General features: G+C 45.5%; 15 protein-coding genes, 2 tRNA genes and 1 other annotated feature. Of the genes, 10 read left to right on the plus strand and 7 right to left on the minus strand.

Annotated features, from left to right (window positions below; all coding sequences use genetic code 11):
• Positions 1-90: 90 nt before the first annotated feature.
• From ON063_RS12325 to ON063_RS12340, 4 genes are all read right to left on the minus strand, one after another.
• Positions 91-297: a DUF3006 domain-containing protein gene (locus ON063_RS12325; RefSeq protein WP_015880796.1), complete on the minus strand. Its 207-nt coding sequence runs from the start codon at positions 295-297 to the stop codon at positions 91-93.
• A 408-nt stretch (positions 298-705) separates the two neighbouring features.
• Positions 706-1,506 (minus strand): MBL fold metallo-hydrolase, encoded by an 801-nt coding sequence (locus ON063_RS12330; RefSeq protein ID WP_274665332.1) that lies wholly within the window; start codon positions 1,504-1,506, stop codon positions 706-708.
• Positions 1,507-1,662: 156 nt separating this feature from the next.
• Positions 1,663-1,736 (minus strand) — tRNA-Gly (locus ON063_RS12335).
• 14 nt (positions 1,737-1,750) lie between these two features.
• Positions 1,751-1,824, minus strand: a tRNA-Gly gene (locus tag ON063_RS12340).
• Between the two features lie 130 nt (positions 1,825-1,954).
• On the opposite strand from ON063_RS12340, the gene ON063_RS12345 reads away from it, so the two are divergent.
• From ON063_RS12345 to ON063_RS12355, 3 genes are read left to right on the plus strand one after another with little or no spacing between them, the layout of a single operon-like run.
• Positions 1,955-2,314 carry a hypothetical protein gene (locus tag ON063_RS12345; protein ID WP_214696459.1) on the plus strand — a complete coding sequence of 120 codons (360 nt, stop codon included), beginning with the start codon at positions 1,955-1,957 and terminating at the stop codon, positions 2,312-2,314.
• Between the two features lie 2 nt (positions 2,315-2,316).
• Entirely contained in the window at positions 2,317-2,871 is a 555-nt protein-coding gene (locus tag ON063_RS12350; RefSeq protein ID WP_274665333.1) for a hypothetical protein, read from the plus strand.
• Entirely contained in the window at positions 2,868-3,281 is a 414-nt protein-coding gene (locus ON063_RS12355) for a DUF3805 domain-containing protein (RefSeq protein ID WP_074033032.1), read from the plus strand. The genes ON063_RS12350 and ON063_RS12355 overlap by 4 nt, the downstream gene beginning before the upstream one ends.
• A gap of 42 nt (positions 3,282-3,323) precedes the next feature.
• Here ON063_RS12355 and ON063_RS12360 read toward each other — a convergent pair whose 3' ends face one another.
• From ON063_RS12360 to ON063_RS12370, 3 genes are all read right to left on the minus strand, one after another.
• Positions 3,324-6,086 carry an SH3 domain-containing protein gene (locus tag ON063_RS12360; protein WP_274665334.1) on the minus strand — a complete coding sequence of 921 codons (2,763 nt, stop codon included), beginning with the start codon at positions 6,084-6,086 and terminating at the stop codon, positions 3,324-3,326.
• 189 nt (positions 6,087-6,275) lie between these two features.
• A complete protein-coding gene (locus ON063_RS12365; RefSeq protein WP_274665335.1) occupies positions 6,276-7,184 on the minus strand; it encodes an alpha/beta fold hydrolase in 909 nt (302 codons plus the stop codon).
• 14 nt (positions 7,185-7,198) lie between these two features.
• Positions 7,199-8,884 (minus strand): formate--tetrahydrofolate ligase, encoded by a 1,686-nt coding sequence (locus ON063_RS12370; protein WP_274665336.1) that lies wholly within the window; start codon positions 8,882-8,884, stop codon positions 7,199-7,201.
• Positions 8,885-9,126: 242 nt separating this feature from the next.
• On the opposite strand from ON063_RS12370, the gene ON063_RS12375 reads away from it, so the two are divergent.
• From ON063_RS12375 to ON063_RS12405, 7 genes are all read left to right on the plus strand, one after another.
• A complete protein-coding gene (locus ON063_RS12375; RefSeq protein WP_446719139.1) occupies positions 9,127-10,032 on the plus strand; it encodes a carbohydrate ABC transporter permease in 906 nt (301 codons plus the stop codon).
• Positions 10,029-10,931 carry a carbohydrate ABC transporter permease gene (locus ON063_RS12380; RefSeq protein WP_083600080.1) on the plus strand — a complete coding sequence of 301 codons (903 nt, stop codon included), beginning with the start codon at positions 10,029-10,031 and terminating at the stop codon, positions 10,929-10,931. The genes ON063_RS12375 and ON063_RS12380 overlap by 4 nt, the downstream gene beginning before the upstream one ends.
• A gap of 106 nt (positions 10,932-11,037) precedes the next feature.
• Positions 11,038-11,278 (plus strand) — a binding site (T-box leader).
• A gap of 69 nt (positions 11,279-11,347) precedes the next feature.
• Positions 11,348-12,328 carry an aspartate--ammonia ligase gene (gene asnA / locus ON063_RS12385; RefSeq protein WP_274665337.1) on the plus strand — a complete coding sequence of 327 codons (981 nt, stop codon included), beginning with the start codon at positions 11,348-11,350 and terminating at the stop codon, positions 12,326-12,328.
• 163 nt (positions 12,329-12,491) lie between these two features.
• Entirely contained in the window at positions 12,492-13,784 is a 1,293-nt protein-coding gene (locus ON063_RS12390; protein WP_274665338.1) for an ABC transporter substrate-binding protein, read from the plus strand.
• A 146-nt stretch (positions 13,785-13,930) separates the two neighbouring features.
• Positions 13,931-15,115: a NosD domain-containing protein gene (locus ON063_RS12395; protein WP_274665339.1), complete on the plus strand. Its 1,185-nt coding sequence runs from the start codon at positions 13,931-13,933 to the stop codon at positions 15,113-15,115.
• Positions 15,102-15,662, plus strand: a complete 561-nt coding sequence (locus tag ON063_RS12400) for a nitrous oxide reductase accessory protein NosL (RefSeq protein WP_214696446.1) — start codon at positions 15,102-15,104, stop codon at positions 15,660-15,662. The genes ON063_RS12395 and ON063_RS12400 overlap by 14 nt, the downstream gene beginning before the upstream one ends.
• Positions 15,663-15,665: 3 nt before the next feature.
• Positions 15,666-16,324: hypothetical protein (locus tag ON063_RS12405; protein WP_274665340.1), on the plus strand; the 659-nt coding region annotated here is incomplete at its 3' end.

Below are 16,324 nucleotides of genomic sequence, written 5' to 3' on the forward strand. Positions count from 1 at the left end.
GAAGCGTGGATTCAGCAACAGATCGAAAAGACGTCAATGTGATATTTCAAAAAAGCTGAACGATCTGCCCTTAATGGGAGGGCAGATCGTTCAGCTTTTATAGTGTTGCTTGATCAATGCATCAAAATTGGGGGTCATATCTTCTTCAAGATAATAATGATGATTGTCTCGAATGATTGTATCACCAACACGTGCTTCGGAAGGTAGGAATCGTCTAGGAATGAAACTTGAGCCGTTATTCCATCTCAATACGGCATATTTTCCCTCGATTCGCACCAATGTACCGTACTTAATCATGCCTCTTCCTCCTCGACGAGCAGCTTCTGTCTCTTTTTATCCTTACATCATGTATTCCCACATTCCACAAAAGCTACACATTTTTACGAGTGTCTGTCCAATCGGACAGGGGAAGTTATTCCAAGAAACGCATGAGGATAAATTTGATAAATGTGAAGGAAGTTTGAAGAAAACGCTTTCTTTTTTTAAAATGGTCTTCTATAATGAAAGCACGGGGTGATTATGACGAAACTGTGAACAATGGGGGGATGGTCATGTTTTCTTCTGCAATGATTGGGTTACTCGCTCTGACGGGAGTAACAATCTATGGGGTTGACCGTATGTTCACGGTCCGCTCAGAACGCGTCACAAAGAAATAGGTCTACATAGGGGGAAATCGCAACGTCTTGGGGAGACGTTGCGATTTTTTTAATAGTCTTGTTGACGAGACCGGCGATCGGTCTCTTTTTGTTCCACCATTTTTCGATTACGTTCATGGACACGATCGAAAAAAGAATGTTCTGGCCACATAGGAGACCAGTGGCGCTCTTCGGGAAGTGCTAAGATGTATTCTTCTGCTGCACTCAACCGTTCAATCATCTGGCTACGATTGTCGCATAGGTCACCATGTCCAGGCACGAACCATTGAACTTCATGTTCATAAATGAGGGTTTGCAACGTTTGTAATGTTTCGAGATATGCAGTCGAATCATGCTCGATAAAAGGTGGCTCGATATTCGAACCGTAATCTCCGCATACGAGTAGGTGCATCGGCTCGATTAGAACAGATAGGTGAGTTGCATCATGGCCAGGTGTCGGGATGAACGTAACGGGTAACGATCCAAGTAGAAGTGTCTGATTCGGTTGGACCACGATATCGATTTCAGGTTTTTGAATCGGGCGATCGATGTAGTGCTGTTCATAGAACTCGCGAATCTCATCGAGCTGATTAGACGAGTCGGCATCTACAAATGCCTGTGAGGCAATCGTTGTCGCATCCTTAAAACCATAAGCCCCGATAATATGGTCGAAATGATGATGGGTAAAGATGACGTAAAGTGGTCGATTATCTCGTCTTAACTCGATATCCCGACGAATCGTGGCAATTTCTTCAGGAAGCCACGTGGGGTCAATCAAAAGAATGGCGTCTGGTGTATCGATCAAGGTGGATGTCGTTCGCATCAACGCACTTTCGTAAATCGTGAATGATTGAAGTTTCGCTTGAATCAAAAGAGTTCCTCCTCATCTGATTAGAGTCATTCACTCTTTTCCCCAAAACAATCAATGGAACAACAAAAAAGCAGAAAGTCAGAAGACTTTCTGCTTTTGCAAGGTCTCAACCGTGCATTGTATGTGTGCGAGAGGTTCTCGCGTATATGTCGATATTGGAGCGGGTGAAGAGAATCGAACTCTCGTCATCAGCTTGGAAGGCTGAGGTTTTACCATTAAACTACACCCGCATGAAGAAAAAATATGGAGCGGGTGAAGGGAATCGAACCCTCGTCATCAGCTTGGAAGGCTGAGGTTTTACCATTAAACTACACCCGCGTTACGTCTTAACGTTACTTTGATATAATAGCATATCAGATTCTATTTGCAAACCCTTTTTTAAAAAACTTTTTAGGTTGCAGAATCCTATCCACAACGAAGATAATAGAAAAAAGGGGAGAAATCAAATATGAGTGAACGAAAATCATATTTACAACTGATGGGCGAAGGATTTCGAATGTTGAAGCAGTCCAAACAAACGGATCAAACAGTGTCTCTTCGAAGCTGGACGTTCTCGATTCATCACGATAATGAATGGTATGTCGTGTTACGTTCGAATCGTGTCAAGTGGGTCGGATTGCCGAGTCATACATTTGATATTGCTCTTGATTCGATTCAAATTGGGAATCTTCGAATCATACGTCACCCTGAATCGAACGAAGTACGTTTGACAATCGATGAAGAATGGGGATTGGAAAATAAGGTTGTTTGTGACAACCTAGAATGGGAAACATTCGTCGATGCGCTCAAACAAGTGAAGGGGGAGTAAGCGTGAGTGAAGAGAGGTTGTATCGAATGGAAGCGGAAGCACGAGGGAGTGCTTGGCGGGCCCGGGTTCTAACAGGGATTCAGCGGTTTCGATTTTACAAAGGCGAATTGCTCGCACCATCGAACCGGCCGTATGTCGTATTGAGCATTTCGCAAGATCAAGGATCCTTACCTGATTTGATTGAAACCGATATGGGCATCCTCTTGATCCATGAGCGAGTCAGTCCAATCTTTATGAATGTCTGTCCATATGACGTTCAGCTCGTCCGTGTCGAGCTTCATACAAGTACAGGGAAGACTGATCGGTATTGCGCGCTTAATGTGCTCCGACGCTTTGAAATCGAATACCTCGAACACTCGAACGAATTTCGCCCGTTGAGTACGGATCGATTCTATTTCCTATCCAATCAAACGGTTCGAATGAACTTATTTGGACATATGATTGCCCAAGATGTAAATAGCCAACGTCTGTATGTGACCGAACGACTAAAATATGCATTACAATCAAAAATGGTCACAGGACTGGCATTTAAGCAAGTAAAGGAGAAAACAGCATGAAAGAGTATGAAATTGATGGGTGGTTCCGCCTGACGTATCCGGAACATTACGAGTACAGTGAAGAAGAAGACTACGTGAGCTTCTATTCAACAGAAGAGGATGCGCAAGGAACGCTTCAAATCTCCATCTATGAGTCTGAGGATTCACAAGAACCAAGAGAAGCTGTCTTACGCGAGTTAAACACCTTTTTAGGAGAGTTCCCGATCGACGTAAAAATTGCGCCAAGCGTGACGGACGAGACGGGTGACATGACGACGGCCTATGCAAGTGGCATCGAAGATGGGATGCATTTAGATGTCTGGTCGTTGACGGACGGAAAACGCCTTTTATTCATGACGTACGTTGCCGATCAAGTGACGAATGAAAAAATGGAGATTGAATCGATCATCGACTCAGTCGAATGGACATAAAATGAGACACGACGCCAAGTAAGAGGCGCGTGTCTCATTTTTTTATTGATATTTTGGAACATCGAAATTGAGCGTATAGGCATCGAGAGATTGATAGACGTCATAGATCTGTCTCGTTTGAATATCTGCCCAAGCAATATTCGTTGCATATTGATGCGTGCCTGGAGAATCAGGATTATAACGCATCTTATAAAGTGTGTTTTGTTTGTAAGTTGGGTGATTAATGTAGCTAGAACCAATCCAGTAGGCTCCTCCAATTACTGCCGCTTCAGGCGTGAACCATTTCTGTTCAAACGCATATTTGGCTCCACTTCCAAGTGGGTTACTGTCGAAGGCCTGAATACCATACATATTGTATACAGTAGCAGCTACAGGTCGCTCTGGATAAATTCGGTCACCGTTTGAGTTAATCAAGGCGTTTCCATCTTTATCAACGGGTACACCAGATGCTAGTTTTGAGGTACCGTTACCCGTTTCGTGAAGTGCATGCGAAAGCAAATAAACTTCGTTGATATGGTACTGACTGCCAGCAGTTACGAACGCTTGACCTAAGCCACTGAGTGTACCTTTCGACAAGAGGAGCTTATTGAGCGTTGTCGCTGTCGTTCCGGCACTCTTCGATAAATCTAAGAATTGGTAGAACGAGCGTGAATTCGGATCAATGCCAGTCGGGTCAACATATGTCAACACTTCGTTGACTGATGCACGACGCCAAATATTGTCAAACACTCGAAGATTGTGCCCCGATGGTCGTTTGTAAGAAACAGTGTAGTACGTGCCTGTCTGTCCAGTGATGGTTACTTTTTCGCCTGGGTTGATTTGACCGTATGGATGAGATGTAAGGCTTGGTTGGCTTAAAATATTGGCCTTACCGACGACGGAACTCAATGTGATATAACCCGTTGCCGTACCGTATTTGACTTTATACCAAGAAGAAGAAGCGCGTTCTACATATTGAACCGTTGCTCCTTTCGGAATAGTGGCCACTGTCACAGAACTTGACGAAGCAGATGATTTTAAAGCAGCACCGACGTTCGAGATGACGGTCATATCCTGATTGACGATTGTACCGACGTTATCAGTGACACTGACCCAAGCTCTTGGCAAATACGCTTTTTCGTAGCGATGAAAATCGGTTTGAGCGATTTGATTATATTGGCGCTCTGCCATGTCACGAACAGTCATCGGATAACTTGTATAGAATACATTCTTGATGACACCGCTTCCCGGAGGCGTTGTCGTGACCGGAATTGCGTAATCCATATGAATATAGTTTCCACTATACGTACCGTTCGTCAATAATCCCCAATCTGAACCGATGATTGGTTTTACACTGACAATCGTCCCGTTGTTCAACGTTCCAGCGAGGTTGTTTGACTGGACGGCAGGAGTAGAACGTACGTTTAACGTACTTCCACCTTCCACGTAAATCCGGTATTCGGCTTCCGGACCGTACTGTTCAGTCGGTGTCGTTGTCGGTGGCGTCAACGCAAAGTCACGAGCTGCGACATAGCCAGTCGTGTTGTTGTAACGCACTTGATACCATGAACCAGTCGCTCCAAATTTAGCGAATTGATCAACTTTAGCCCCTTTTGGGATGGTCTGTAGCACCGTTTTAGAACTAGACATCGAAGAGTATAACTTCGTTTCTTGTTGAGCGTAATACGGTGTCACCACTTGCGTGAATTTCTCAGATAGATCACGTGTCGGGACGTAACCTGTCGTAGATTGATACGTCACTTTAGACCATGAACCTGTTGCGCCATGAGTCGAAAGTTGAGAGACCGCCGTGCCAGGCGTTAACGTACGGATAGCTTTTTTAGTTGATGACATAGAGTTGTAAAGCGTCGTTTGATTACTAATATACATCGGTTTAGGTGCCGTAAGCGATTGGAGGTCGCGCATGGCCACATATCCAGTAATTCCGTTGTAAGAAATCTTACCCCACGAATTTGTCGCACCATATAAAGATTGAAGACTGACTTTCGCGCCTTTCGGGAGAGTCGTCAATACACGAGAAGTCGTCGTAATCGATGCATATACTTTTGTTGAATCAGTTGTCATATGTGTCGGATTCACTTGAGGCGTCACACTTCCACCTTCGTATGCAGAAAAGTATTTTTGAGCGACGTAACCAATTTTCCCGTTATAAGAAACTTTGTACCACGAACCCGTCGCGCCGTGCGTCGAAATATAGTTCACGACCGCATCCTTAGGAATGATCGTCAATACAGCAGAAGAAGTCGTCATTTCAGCTCTTAAATTGACGTTCATTTCCGCAACATATTGCTTCGCAGATGACTGTTCAGCGAAATATTTTTGAGCGACATAACCCGTCTTCCCATTGTAAGAAATTTTGTACCACGAACCCGTCGCCCCATGCGTCGATATGTAAGTGATGGTCGCACCTTTCGGGATTGCGCTTACGACAGAAGATGAGGTCGTCATCGATGAATACATACTTGTCGCTTCTTTAGCGATATATAGCGCAGTAGAAGCAGTAGATGTAGAAGACTTGGAAATAGATGTATTGATGGTTAAATATTCGGAAGCGACATAACGTGTTTGACCCTCAAATTCGATTTGTGCCCAATTGTTATTTGATGAATAGACGTTTACCGTTGTTCCTTCTGTTAGTTTCCCGACAATCGATGAAGTCGTAGACGAGTCGGAACGAACATTTAAAATCTTTGTGTTGACGGTTCCTTCATATGTTGCTGCGTATGATGGAGTGGGAGCCAATCCACTAAATAACGAGGTCGAAACAAGGACGGCTGCACTCAATCGTGTAAGGTTTGATTTCAAAGTCTATTTACTCCTTTCACCAACCGATTGGTCATCGGTCGATGTAGATAATTTTCACTATGCGGTCTAAGTATAACGTACTTAAATTTTGATAAGAAGGTTATCTTTTAAAAAAGAGGTGAATCCTTGAAGTGAAATGTATGAAAAATGGAAAATGAAAAAGCTCCTTCAAAAAGGAGCTTAAACCATTTAATGGGTTTTGTTTTGTTTCATCCACATGAGTATGTCTGACCATACTTGTTCCCGGTCCGCTTCACGCAAAATTTCATGTCGGGCATCGTCATATGTCGCAACGGACAGTTCGACGTCCGCCTTGCGATACTTTTCGATGATTCCGTTCAATCCCTCCCCGTCATGGATCACAGGGTCGTCCATCCCGGCGACGAGCAACATCGGGAGAGACTTCGGATGCTCGTGAATGCGTGCGACGGTCGTGACATCAAGTGAGGCACGGGTCACTTCATGTAAAAATCCGAGTGAGGGAAGCCCCCCACAATTTGAATCATCGATATACGAATCAACTTCTTCGGGGACGCTTGATAGCCAGTCACTATCCGTTCGAGCAGGCAAAAACTTAAGATTGTAGCGCCCGAACAAAAGGCGTTCAAAGAAACGTGATTGATGCGTGGCACCTTTACGTTTCATGACGGTAGCGATTAAACGATGCCCGACTTCACCTGCGACCCCAGGATGTGGGGGAGGCGCGACGACAATCACTCCAGCCAAGGCATGCCCCATGATTTGACCGAGTCGACGAGCGAGCAGAGAACCGAAACTGTGGCCTAACACATAAGTAGGGCGCTCATCTTCGTAACGGTTGATCAGATATTGAGCATCCTCGACAAGTTGCAAAAAGCCCTCGCCCGGAGAGAGGTGTCCATAAGTCTGTTGTTCGTGGGCGCTTGAACCGGCACCTCGTAAGTCGCATATGAACACATCGTATCCATTTTCTGTTAGAAAATGAGCGAATTCAATATATCTTTCATGGTGTTCAAGCATCCCATGGAAGATGAATATTTTTCCAATGGACTGCTCTGCTCGAATTTCCATTACTTCTGTCTGATATCCGTCTGGATACGTCAACTCTGAAAGAACCATGTGTCATCCTCCTATTAGAAAAGTCCGATTGCTTTTCCAGATTCGTCAATGCCCATATTGAGGGCGGCCGGATGTTTCGGTAAGCCCGGCATCGTTAAAACGTTACCTGTGAGAGCAACGAGGAAACCTGCTCCTACTGATGGTTTTAATTCGCGTACCGTAATGGTGAATCCTTGTTGATAACCGAATTTGGAAGGGTCGTCCGATAGAGAGAACGGTGTCTTCGCCATACAAATCGGCAGGTCTGCCCAACCTTTCTGTTCAATCTCAAGCATTTGTTTTTTAGCTTTTGCTGTGAACGTGACATCGGCCGCTCCATATACTTCCCGGGCAATCGTTTTAATCTTTTGTTCAATCGAATCGGTCAATTCGTAAAGTGGTGATAGTTTACTTTCGTTTGACTCAACCGCATCAATGACAGCTTCAGCGAGTTGTTGCCCACCGAGTCCGCCGTTCGCCCATACCTCGCTCAGTGAAGCGCGAATCTCATGTGCTGAGCACCAGTCAAGTACCGCTGCGATCTCTTCTTCGGTATCTGAATTGAAACGATTTAAGGCAACGACGGTCGGAAGACCGAGTTTTTTCATCGTGTCGATATGTTTCGCAAGCAGTTTCATCCCTTTACCGACCGCGCCGACATTCTCAATATGGAGCTGGTCTTTCGCCACGCCGCCATGCATCTTCAAAGCACGAACGGTCGCAACGAGTACAACTGCATCTGGATTTAACTCCCCGACACGAGACTTGATATGACAGAACTTTTCAGCTCCGAGATCGGCTCCAAACCCGGCTTCTGTCACAACGTATTCTCCTAGTTTTAATGCTGTTTTTGTCGCAATGAGCGAGTTGCAGCCGTGGGCGATATTCGCAAACGGCCCCCCATGGACGAGGGCAGGGGTTTGTTCAATTGTCTGAACTAAATTTGGCTTGAACGCTTCTTTCAACAACAATGTCGCAGCCCCAGCAGCTCCGATTTGTTCAGCAGTGATTGGTTCTTGTTGGTGATCATAAGCAACGACGATTCGCTTAATCCGATCTTCAAGGTCTTTTAAAGAGTCTGCGAGACAAAGGATCGCCATAATTTCAGAGGCGACAGTAATATCGAATCCTTCTTCACGTGGTACGCCATGAGCGGGACCGCCAAGACCAACAGTGACGTGACGAAGGGCACGGTCATTCAAATCAAGGACGCGTTTCCAAACAATTCGACGAACATCGATGCCGAGGTCGTTCCCTTGATGAAGGTGATTGTCGATCATGGCGCTGATCGTATTATGAGCTGACGTGATGGCATGCATGTCCCCTGTGAAGTGGAGGTTGATGTCTTCCATCGGAAGGACTTGACTGAAACCACCGCCAGCCGCTCCGCCTTTTAAGCCCATTGTCGGTCCGAGTGAAGGTTCACGGAGACAGACGATTGCCTGTTTATTCAATTGGTTTAAGGCCTGGCCGAGTCCGACCGTTACCGTCGACTTTCCTTCTCCGGCTGGCGTTGGATTGATGGCTGTAACGAGTACAAGTTTTCCATCTTTTTTTGTCTTCAGACGATCGAGGACATCGTAAGAAAGTTTGGCTTTATATTTTCCATAAAGATCAAGATCGTCTTCCTGAAGTCCGATTTTTGCTGCAATCTCTTTAATGGGCAATGTTTTAGCTTGTTGCGCGATGGTGAGATCGGATAATGGTTTGGTTGTTGTCATAGGGAAGTACCTCCGTTTTCGAACGATGTGTATTTATATGTCGGTTAATATTCGGTTTTAACGTTTTTGAGTACGGGAAGAATCGATTGATATCCAACCCGTTCGTAATATCATTGATTTTATCATAACTCATCAGATCGTGAAATTCATTCATTCCGTTCAATATTTTCCACCCTTTCCGTCAAATGTATCCGTTTTCATAAAAGATTCTTCACGATACATTGATAGTGGAGGCGATACACATGACTGAAACTTCGAAACGGATGAAACGAAGACGAAATTGGAAGAAACCAGCGAGTTTTGTAGCATTTGTCGGACCTGCTTTTCTAGCGTTCGTCGCGATCGTGCTCATTCCGTTCTTCAATGGGATCTACTATAGTTTTACGGATTGGAATGGTGTGACCGGAGAATTGAATTTTGTCGGATTTGATAATTATCAGCGATTGTTCCTTGAAGATGAGCAGTTCCGCGCTTCATTTTGGATAACGACAAAATACACGATCATCTCTGTCTTACTGACGAACATCGTTGGATTCTCGTTGGCATTGCTGTTGACGCTGAACATTAAAACACGAAATTTCTTGCGTACAATCTTCTTCATGCCGAATTTGATCGGTGGATTGATTCTCGGATTCATTTGGCAGTTCATTTATGTAAAAGGCTTTGCCTCAATCGGAGCGTTGACGGGTTGGAGTTTGTTTGAACTACCATGGCTCGGGGATGCGCAAACAGCATTCTGGGGAATCGTCATTGTCGCCATCTGGCAAGGAGGCGGTTATGTCATGGTCATCTACATCGCGGCGCTACAAAATGTACCGACGGATTTGATGGAGGCGGCTCGGATTGACGGAGCCAACCGTTTCAAAATGCTTCGTCACATCACGTTGCCGATGATAATGCCGTCCATCACCATCTGTTTATTCTTGACGATTTCTTGGTCGTTCAAAGTGTTTGATACGAACTTATCACTCACAAACGGCGGACCGTTCAAATCAACGGAGATGTTAGCTTTAAATATTTATACGGAGTCTTTTGTGAACAATAACTATGGTCTTGGGTCAGCGAAAGCGGTCATCTTCTTCTTGGTCGTGGCTGCGATTACGGTGACACAAGTGTACGTGACGAAGAAACGGGAGGTAGAAGCATGACGACTGAGAAATTGGAACATGTCGAGAGAAACATAGAGAAAACACCGAAGCGCGTTCCGCAACGTCCACTTCGCCCGGGAACATATTCTTGGAACCTTGGAATCATTGAGCTTGTCGCCATCTTGCTTGGACTTCTCTATTTGGTCCCGTTCTATTACGTTGTTGCCAATTCGTTTAAATCGATGGCTGAAATCTTTACGAACACATCGGCGTTGCCGAATGAGTGGTTGACGTCAAACTATACGGAAGCATGGGAAGCGATGAATTATGGACGTGTGTTTTTAAACTCGCTGTTCATTACAGTCGGGGCGAATGCAATCATCGTCATCTTCACATCGATGGCAGCGTGGAAACTTGTTCGGACGAAGCATTGGATTTCTACGATGATTTTCTTCTTATTCGTGGCAGCGATGGTCATTCCGTTCCAATCGATCATGATTCCGCTTGTGAAAGTCTCAAGCATTCTCGGGCTACTCAACAGTCATTGGGGACTGATGGTCATGTATCTCGGATTTGGTTCTGGAATCTCCGTGTTCCTATACCACGGATTCATGAAATCGATTCCCGAAGAGATTGAAGAAGCCGCAATCATCGATGGTTGTTCAACATGGGGCGTCTTTTGGCGCATCGTCTTCCCATTACTCAAGCCGATCACGGTGACGATCGTCATCTTGAATAGTCTATGGATTTGGAACGACTTCTTATTGCCATCACTTGTTCTCCGTGATGTGGAGTTGCGGACCATCCCGCTCGCAACGTTCTATTTCTTTGGGCAGTACACGAAGCAATGGGATTTGGCGTTAGCTGGTTTAGTGTTAGGAATCGTTCCACTTTTAGTCTTTTTCTTCGGTATGCAAAAACATATCATCAAAGGGATTACAAGTGGCTCGATTAAATAACCCTCCCAAGGGAATCCTCCGTTCGCTACACGGAGGATTAATTTTTTTTGAAAAAAAGTCGTTGACATTAGTCTGAATATTTATAATAATGAACTCAATTCAATTGTGAACGACGTCGAAAGGACGAGTACACGAAGGTAGTGAGTCAAGCGATCCGGGGGTGGTGTGAGCCCGGTCTTAACCCTTCGTCGAAAAACTTCCTGGAGTCGCTACCCGAACGCTTTGCCAGTAGACGTAGCCGGACCGCTCCCCGTTATCGGAGTTACGAGATGATTGTCTCGAAAAAGTGAGTAGATTCGTCTACTAATTTGGGTGGCACCGCGGAACCGAAGTCTTCCGTCCCATGTTCAATGGGAATGGAGGGCTTTTTTTCATGGCTTCATTTTCAAATATTCCACAATTGGAGGAAACGGAAAATGACAACAGCAACAAGCACGATGAAGGAAAGACAGCAGACAATCGCAGCAGTAAAGGCACTTTTCGAGGAGAAGGTCTCACGTGAACTCGGACTCACGCAAGTGCAGGCACCACTATTCGTAGAGTCGGCAAGTGGTGTCAACGACCATCTGAACGGCGTGGAGCGCATCATTCAGTTCGATACGATGTATCCGGGACATGAACTTGAAATCGTTCAATCGCTTGCGAAATGGAAACGTGAGGCACTCGGACGTTATGGATTCGGAGTCGGAGAAGGGTTATACACGCAAATGCGCGCCATTCGCCGTGATGAAGAACTCGATGCGACACACTCTCTCTTCGTCGACCAGTGGGACTGGGAGCGAGTCATCGCTCGGGAAGAGCGGACGATGGAATATTTAAAAGCAACGGTCGAGTCGATCTATGCGGCACTCCGTGAAACAGAATCGGAAGTGGAAACAACGTATGGCATTGAAGCGATTCTTCCGGAAGCCATCCATTTCATCACGAGTCAAGAGTTAGAGGACGCATATCCGACGATGACACCGAAAGAACGTGAGAGTGCCATCTGTAAAGAACATGGCGCCGTCTTTATCTCGCAAATTGGTGACCTTCTTGCATCTGGCGTGAAGCACGATGGACGTGCGGCTGACTATGACGATTGGTCACTCAACGGTGACATCCTCGTCTGGCATCCAGAACTCGAATCGGCATTTGAGTTGTCATCGATGGGGATCCGGGTAGATGAAACGGCTCTTGACGCACAGCTGAAGAAAGCGGATGCGGACGAGAAACGGGCATATCCATTCCACCAAGGTGTCCTCGAAGGCACGCTTCCACTGACGATTGGCGGAGGAATCGGTCAATCACGTGTGGCGATGTATCTCTTGCGTGCGCGCCATATCGGAGAAGTACAAACGTCGGTTTGGCCACAAGAAGTGATTCAGTCGTGTGAAAAAGCTGGCATCAGCTTGTTGTAATATAATTAAGAAGAAACACGGAACAGGACTCCAAAATATGAGTCCTGTTTTTTCTGTGCAACATTTTCCACCCTATTCGTCAAATTTGACACCTACATCATGGAAGCGTTTTCATTTAAAGTTGATTTTGTAAAGATTGGATCAGGTTAAGGGAGGAAATGAAATGAAACGGAAGTGGAAATTGTCGACTGCGGTCATGACGGCTGGAATGGTACTATCATTAGCGGCTTGTGGAGGAGGATCTCTTACAGACGAAGGTTCTTCTGAAGGAAGTGCGGATAGTGGTGACAAAAAAGACGTTACGTTAAATGTCTTCCAGTTCAAAGCGGAGATCGCCAAAGATCTTGAAGCGATGGCGAAAGAGTATGAAGAAGAGACTGGCGTCAAAGTGACCGTTCAAACGGTCGGTGGCGGTGCGGACTATGGCGCGGCCCTCAAGTCTCAATTCGCTTCGGGCAATGAACCGGACATCTTCAATAATGGTGGCTTCACAGAAGCACAGACGTGGAAAGACAAGCTCGAAGACTTGTCGAGCGAGAAATGGGTCGGTGATTTGACGGAAGTCGCCAAAGAGCCGATGACGATGGATGGTAAACTTTACGGAATGCCGATGAACCTCGAAGGGTACGGATTCATCTATAATAAAGAACTATTTGAAAAAGCGGGTATCAAAGAGTTGCCGAAAACGCTCTCTGAACTGACAGATGCTGCTGAAAAACTTGAGAAGGCAGGCATCACACCATTCTCTGTCGGTTATGCAGAGTTCTGGATTTTAGGAATCCACTTGTTGAACATTCCGATGGCGCAACAAGACGATCCGGATGCGTTCATTCAAGCACTGAACGAAAATAAAGCGAAGTTTGAAGACAACGAACAGTTCCAGGAGTTTTTGAAGCTGTTTGATTTGACGATCAAATACGGAAATAAGAATCCATTGACGACAGACTATAATACACAAGTCACGCAGTTCGCCCAAGGAGAGACAGCGATGCTCCAACAAGGGAACTGGGCACAACAGATGATTCTCGATGTGAATCCGGATATGGAAATGGGCTTTGTTCCAATCCCGATCAATGACGATGCCGAGAAAATGGACCGTCTTCCGGTTGGTGTCCCGAACAACTGGGTCGTCAACAAGAATTCGAAGTATAAAGAAGAAGCAAAAGATTTCTTAGAATGGATGGCGACATCTGATACTGGGAAAGACTATATGGTCAACAAATTCAAGTTCATCCCGGCATTCAAGTCGATTGAAGCGAACGACCTCGGACCGCTCGCGGATGACATCCTCGCATATTCGAATGAAGGAAAGACCATCTCGTGGAACTGGTTCAAGTATCCGGATGGTGCGGTGAATGAATACGGTGCCCTCATGCAGGCATATGTTGGTGGACAAAAAACAGGTGAAGAGATGCTTCAAGACTTTACGAAAGTATGGCAAGACAAAGTGAAATAAAAAGCGCGCAGACGGTGAAACGACCCCTTCACCGTCTGTGTTTTTTTTATGAAGAAACTGTCACAAGAATCCCATATAAACCACACACATACCCACGGGGGTTTCAGTAGAATAAGTGATGTAAGCGGTTGAGAGAAGGAGGGGGCATGAAACGATTACTAGTAGGGATTCTATTTATGTGTTGGGTGCCGCATGTGAATGCGGAAGAAACGCTGACTCCATTGACCGAACCAATCGTCATCGAATCAAACGAAATATTGGATGGGACCGGAAAAACATATACGAGTTGTGGACATCCGGCGTTCATTCTTCGAGGAACGGGTGCTCTTCTTGAACGTGTATCGGTTCAACAGTGCGAGAGTGATCGTGTACCCGCCGTTCAAGTATCGGGTCTCGGACACCAACTAATCGATGTGTCCATCGAATCCTCGGGCACTGGACTATTGATTGAGAATGGTTACGGCGTACGTGTCATTCGAACATCAATTCAAGGAAACGGACAGGCAGATGGGATTGTACTTCTCAATAGCGAAGCGTCAGAGCTCAGAGGAGTCGTCGCGAAAGAGGTACGAGACGGGATATACATAGAAAACGGATCTCAGCACACGATTGTGCGACCGGTCGTCTCGCATTCACGCTATGGCATTCACTTGATGTTTCCGACTGACGTTATGATTTCTGTACCTGAACTACATCATAACCTGACGGGTGCGATGATTATGGGGACGAATCAAGTCGCTTTCCAAAATGGAAATGTGCATGATCAAGTCGGTGGAACGGCGACGGGACTGATGTTATATGAAGCCATCGATACAACAATTGAGAAGACGAGTATTTATGGGAATCATATCGGTTTATATGCGGAGCAGTCGACTGGGACGACACTCGAACAGAATGCAATTAATGGAAATGACATTGGCTTTCAATTGAAGCAAGCAAGAGGGATGATGATTCTCCAAAATAATCTATTGGGGAATCGAGAACCCGTAACGATGGTCGAGTCATCTGAAAACATCGTGCAAGGAAATGTGTGGGGTGACATGACCCTTGACCTGAATGGCGACGGCTATAGTGAGGTTCCATTTCGCACAGACCCATATTTATTCTTATTGACAGATTCATATGAGGCATTCGAATTATTGTATGGGTCACCCGGTCTTCTTTTACTAAAAAGTATACTAAGGAGCCCGGAAGACGTATCGTTGACAGATGTTTCACCACAAACTTATTCTCCGACGTGGAAATGGAACGGTTCGGTCTGGAATGTAGGAAGTACTTTATTGCTCATGATCATTTGGAGATTTGGGAGGAAACGACATGAAATCGTATAAACAAGTAGCAGGACTATTATCAGTAGCAGGATTATCGTTGGCACTTGGTGCATGTTCAAGTGCATCGGCAGAACCGTTTGAAATCAAATGGGGCGAAACGGAATGCGAAGTGTGTAAGATGAAAATCATGGATGAGCAGTTCGCGGCGGAAGCAATCATGGAGAATGAAAAAGGATATGCGTTCGATGATATTGGATGCTTGATGCGTGATTGGTATCCAGAACAAAAAGAAGACGATATTGCAGCCATGTATGTGAAAGATTTCAATACAAAAGATTGGGTCGAATTAGACGAAGCGATGTTTGTTTACGACAAAGAGTCGAAAACACCGATGGCTTACAATATTCTATCGTTCGCAAAAGAGGCGGACGCGGAAGCGTATATGGAAGAAAACGGTGGCGAAATGATGGACTTTGATCAATTGAAAGATCATACATGGGAACGTGGCGAGATGAACATGATGATGGATGGCGAAGGTTCGATGGACGGAATGAATCAAGATAGCGAGATGGACATGGAGATGGATACGGAAGAAGAAGGGCAGTAACCGATGTCTCTATGGAGGATGGAATGGGCACGCAGCCTTCGAAAGCGAGAGAACTATGTCTTTCTCCTGACGTGGATTCTCACGCTCGTTCTACTCGGAGGACTTGGACAAGCACTACCGATTGCTGCCGACTATACGAATATAAGCGCAACGCTGATCACGATGCTCGGTCTATTGCTTCCGCTTTTCATCTTACTGACTACAGCGATTCATTGGGGGCAAGAACAAGAATCGAAACGACTAAGTTTGCTTTCGACATTTACCTATCCAAAGTGGAAATTCATTTTCATCCGCTTCAGTTCATTTTTGGTCACACAAGTGCTCGTTTTATTATTGGCATTCTTCATCGCATCACTCGTCGTCGGTCAATCGTTTACAACGTGGTTCATCTTATTTGTCTACGCGACTGGATTAACGATATATGCGACGGCACTCGGTACGTTAATCGGACTATTCGGTCGTACGAGAATCAGGGCGATGTTACTCGCCTTTTTAACTTGGGTCGTCCTCGTACTATTATGGCCGACGATTCTTGTGACGATGATTTCCTGGCTTCCTTATGGCATGCAGATGAATGGAATGATCCTTGCGCTGTTTGTGAATGGATTTGATTTGATGCGCATTTGGGCCAGTACAACAGTGTCCTCTCCGGACGTGTTTGG

This window comes from Exiguobacterium sp. B2(2022) (assembly GCF_028823655.1).
Classification (GTDB): Bacteria; Bacillota; Bacilli; order Exiguobacteriales; family Exiguobacteriaceae; genus Exiguobacterium; species Exiguobacterium aestuarii_A.

Excerpts from the sequence above, each read along its gene's own strand:
- asnA (WP_274665337.1), top strand. The coding sequence starts at position 11,348 with ATGACAACAGCAACAAGCACGATGAAGGAAAGACAGCAGACAATCGCA.
- ON063_RS12325 (WP_015880796.1), bottom strand. The coding sequence starts at position 297 with ATGATTAAGTACGGTACATTGGTGCGAATCGAGGGAAAATATGCCGTA.
- ON063_RS12380 (WP_083600080.1), top strand. The coding sequence starts at position 10,029 with ATGACGACTGAGAAATTGGAACATGTCGAGAGAAACATAGAGAAAACA.
- ON063_RS12400 (WP_214696446.1), top strand. The coding sequence starts at position 15,102 with ATGAAATCGTATAAACAAGTAGCAGGACTATTATCAGTAGCAGGATTA.
- ON063_RS12355 (WP_074033032.1), top strand. The coding sequence starts at position 2,868 with ATGAAAGAGTATGAAATTGATGGGTGGTTCCGCCTGACGTATCCGGAA.
- ON063_RS12375 (WP_446719139.1), top strand. The coding sequence starts at position 9,127 with ATGACTGAAACTTCGAAACGGATGAAACGAAGACGAAATTGGAAGAAA.
- ON063_RS12365 (WP_274665335.1), bottom strand. The coding sequence starts at position 7,184 with ATGGTTCTTTCAGAGTTGACGTATCCAGACGGATATCAGACAGAAGTA.
- ON063_RS12345 (WP_214696459.1), top strand. The coding sequence starts at position 1,955 with ATGAGTGAACGAAAATCATATTTACAACTGATGGGCGAAGGATTTCGA.
- ON063_RS12370 (WP_274665336.1), bottom strand. The coding sequence starts at position 8,884 with ATGACAACAACCAAACCATTATCCGATCTCACCATCGCGCAACAAGCT.
- ON063_RS12395 (WP_274665339.1), top strand. The coding sequence starts at position 13,931 with ATGAAACGATTACTAGTAGGGATTCTATTTATGTGTTGGGTGCCGCAT.
- ON063_RS12390 (WP_274665338.1), top strand. The coding sequence starts at position 12,492 with ATGAAACGGAAGTGGAAATTGTCGACTGCGGTCATGACGGCTGGAATG.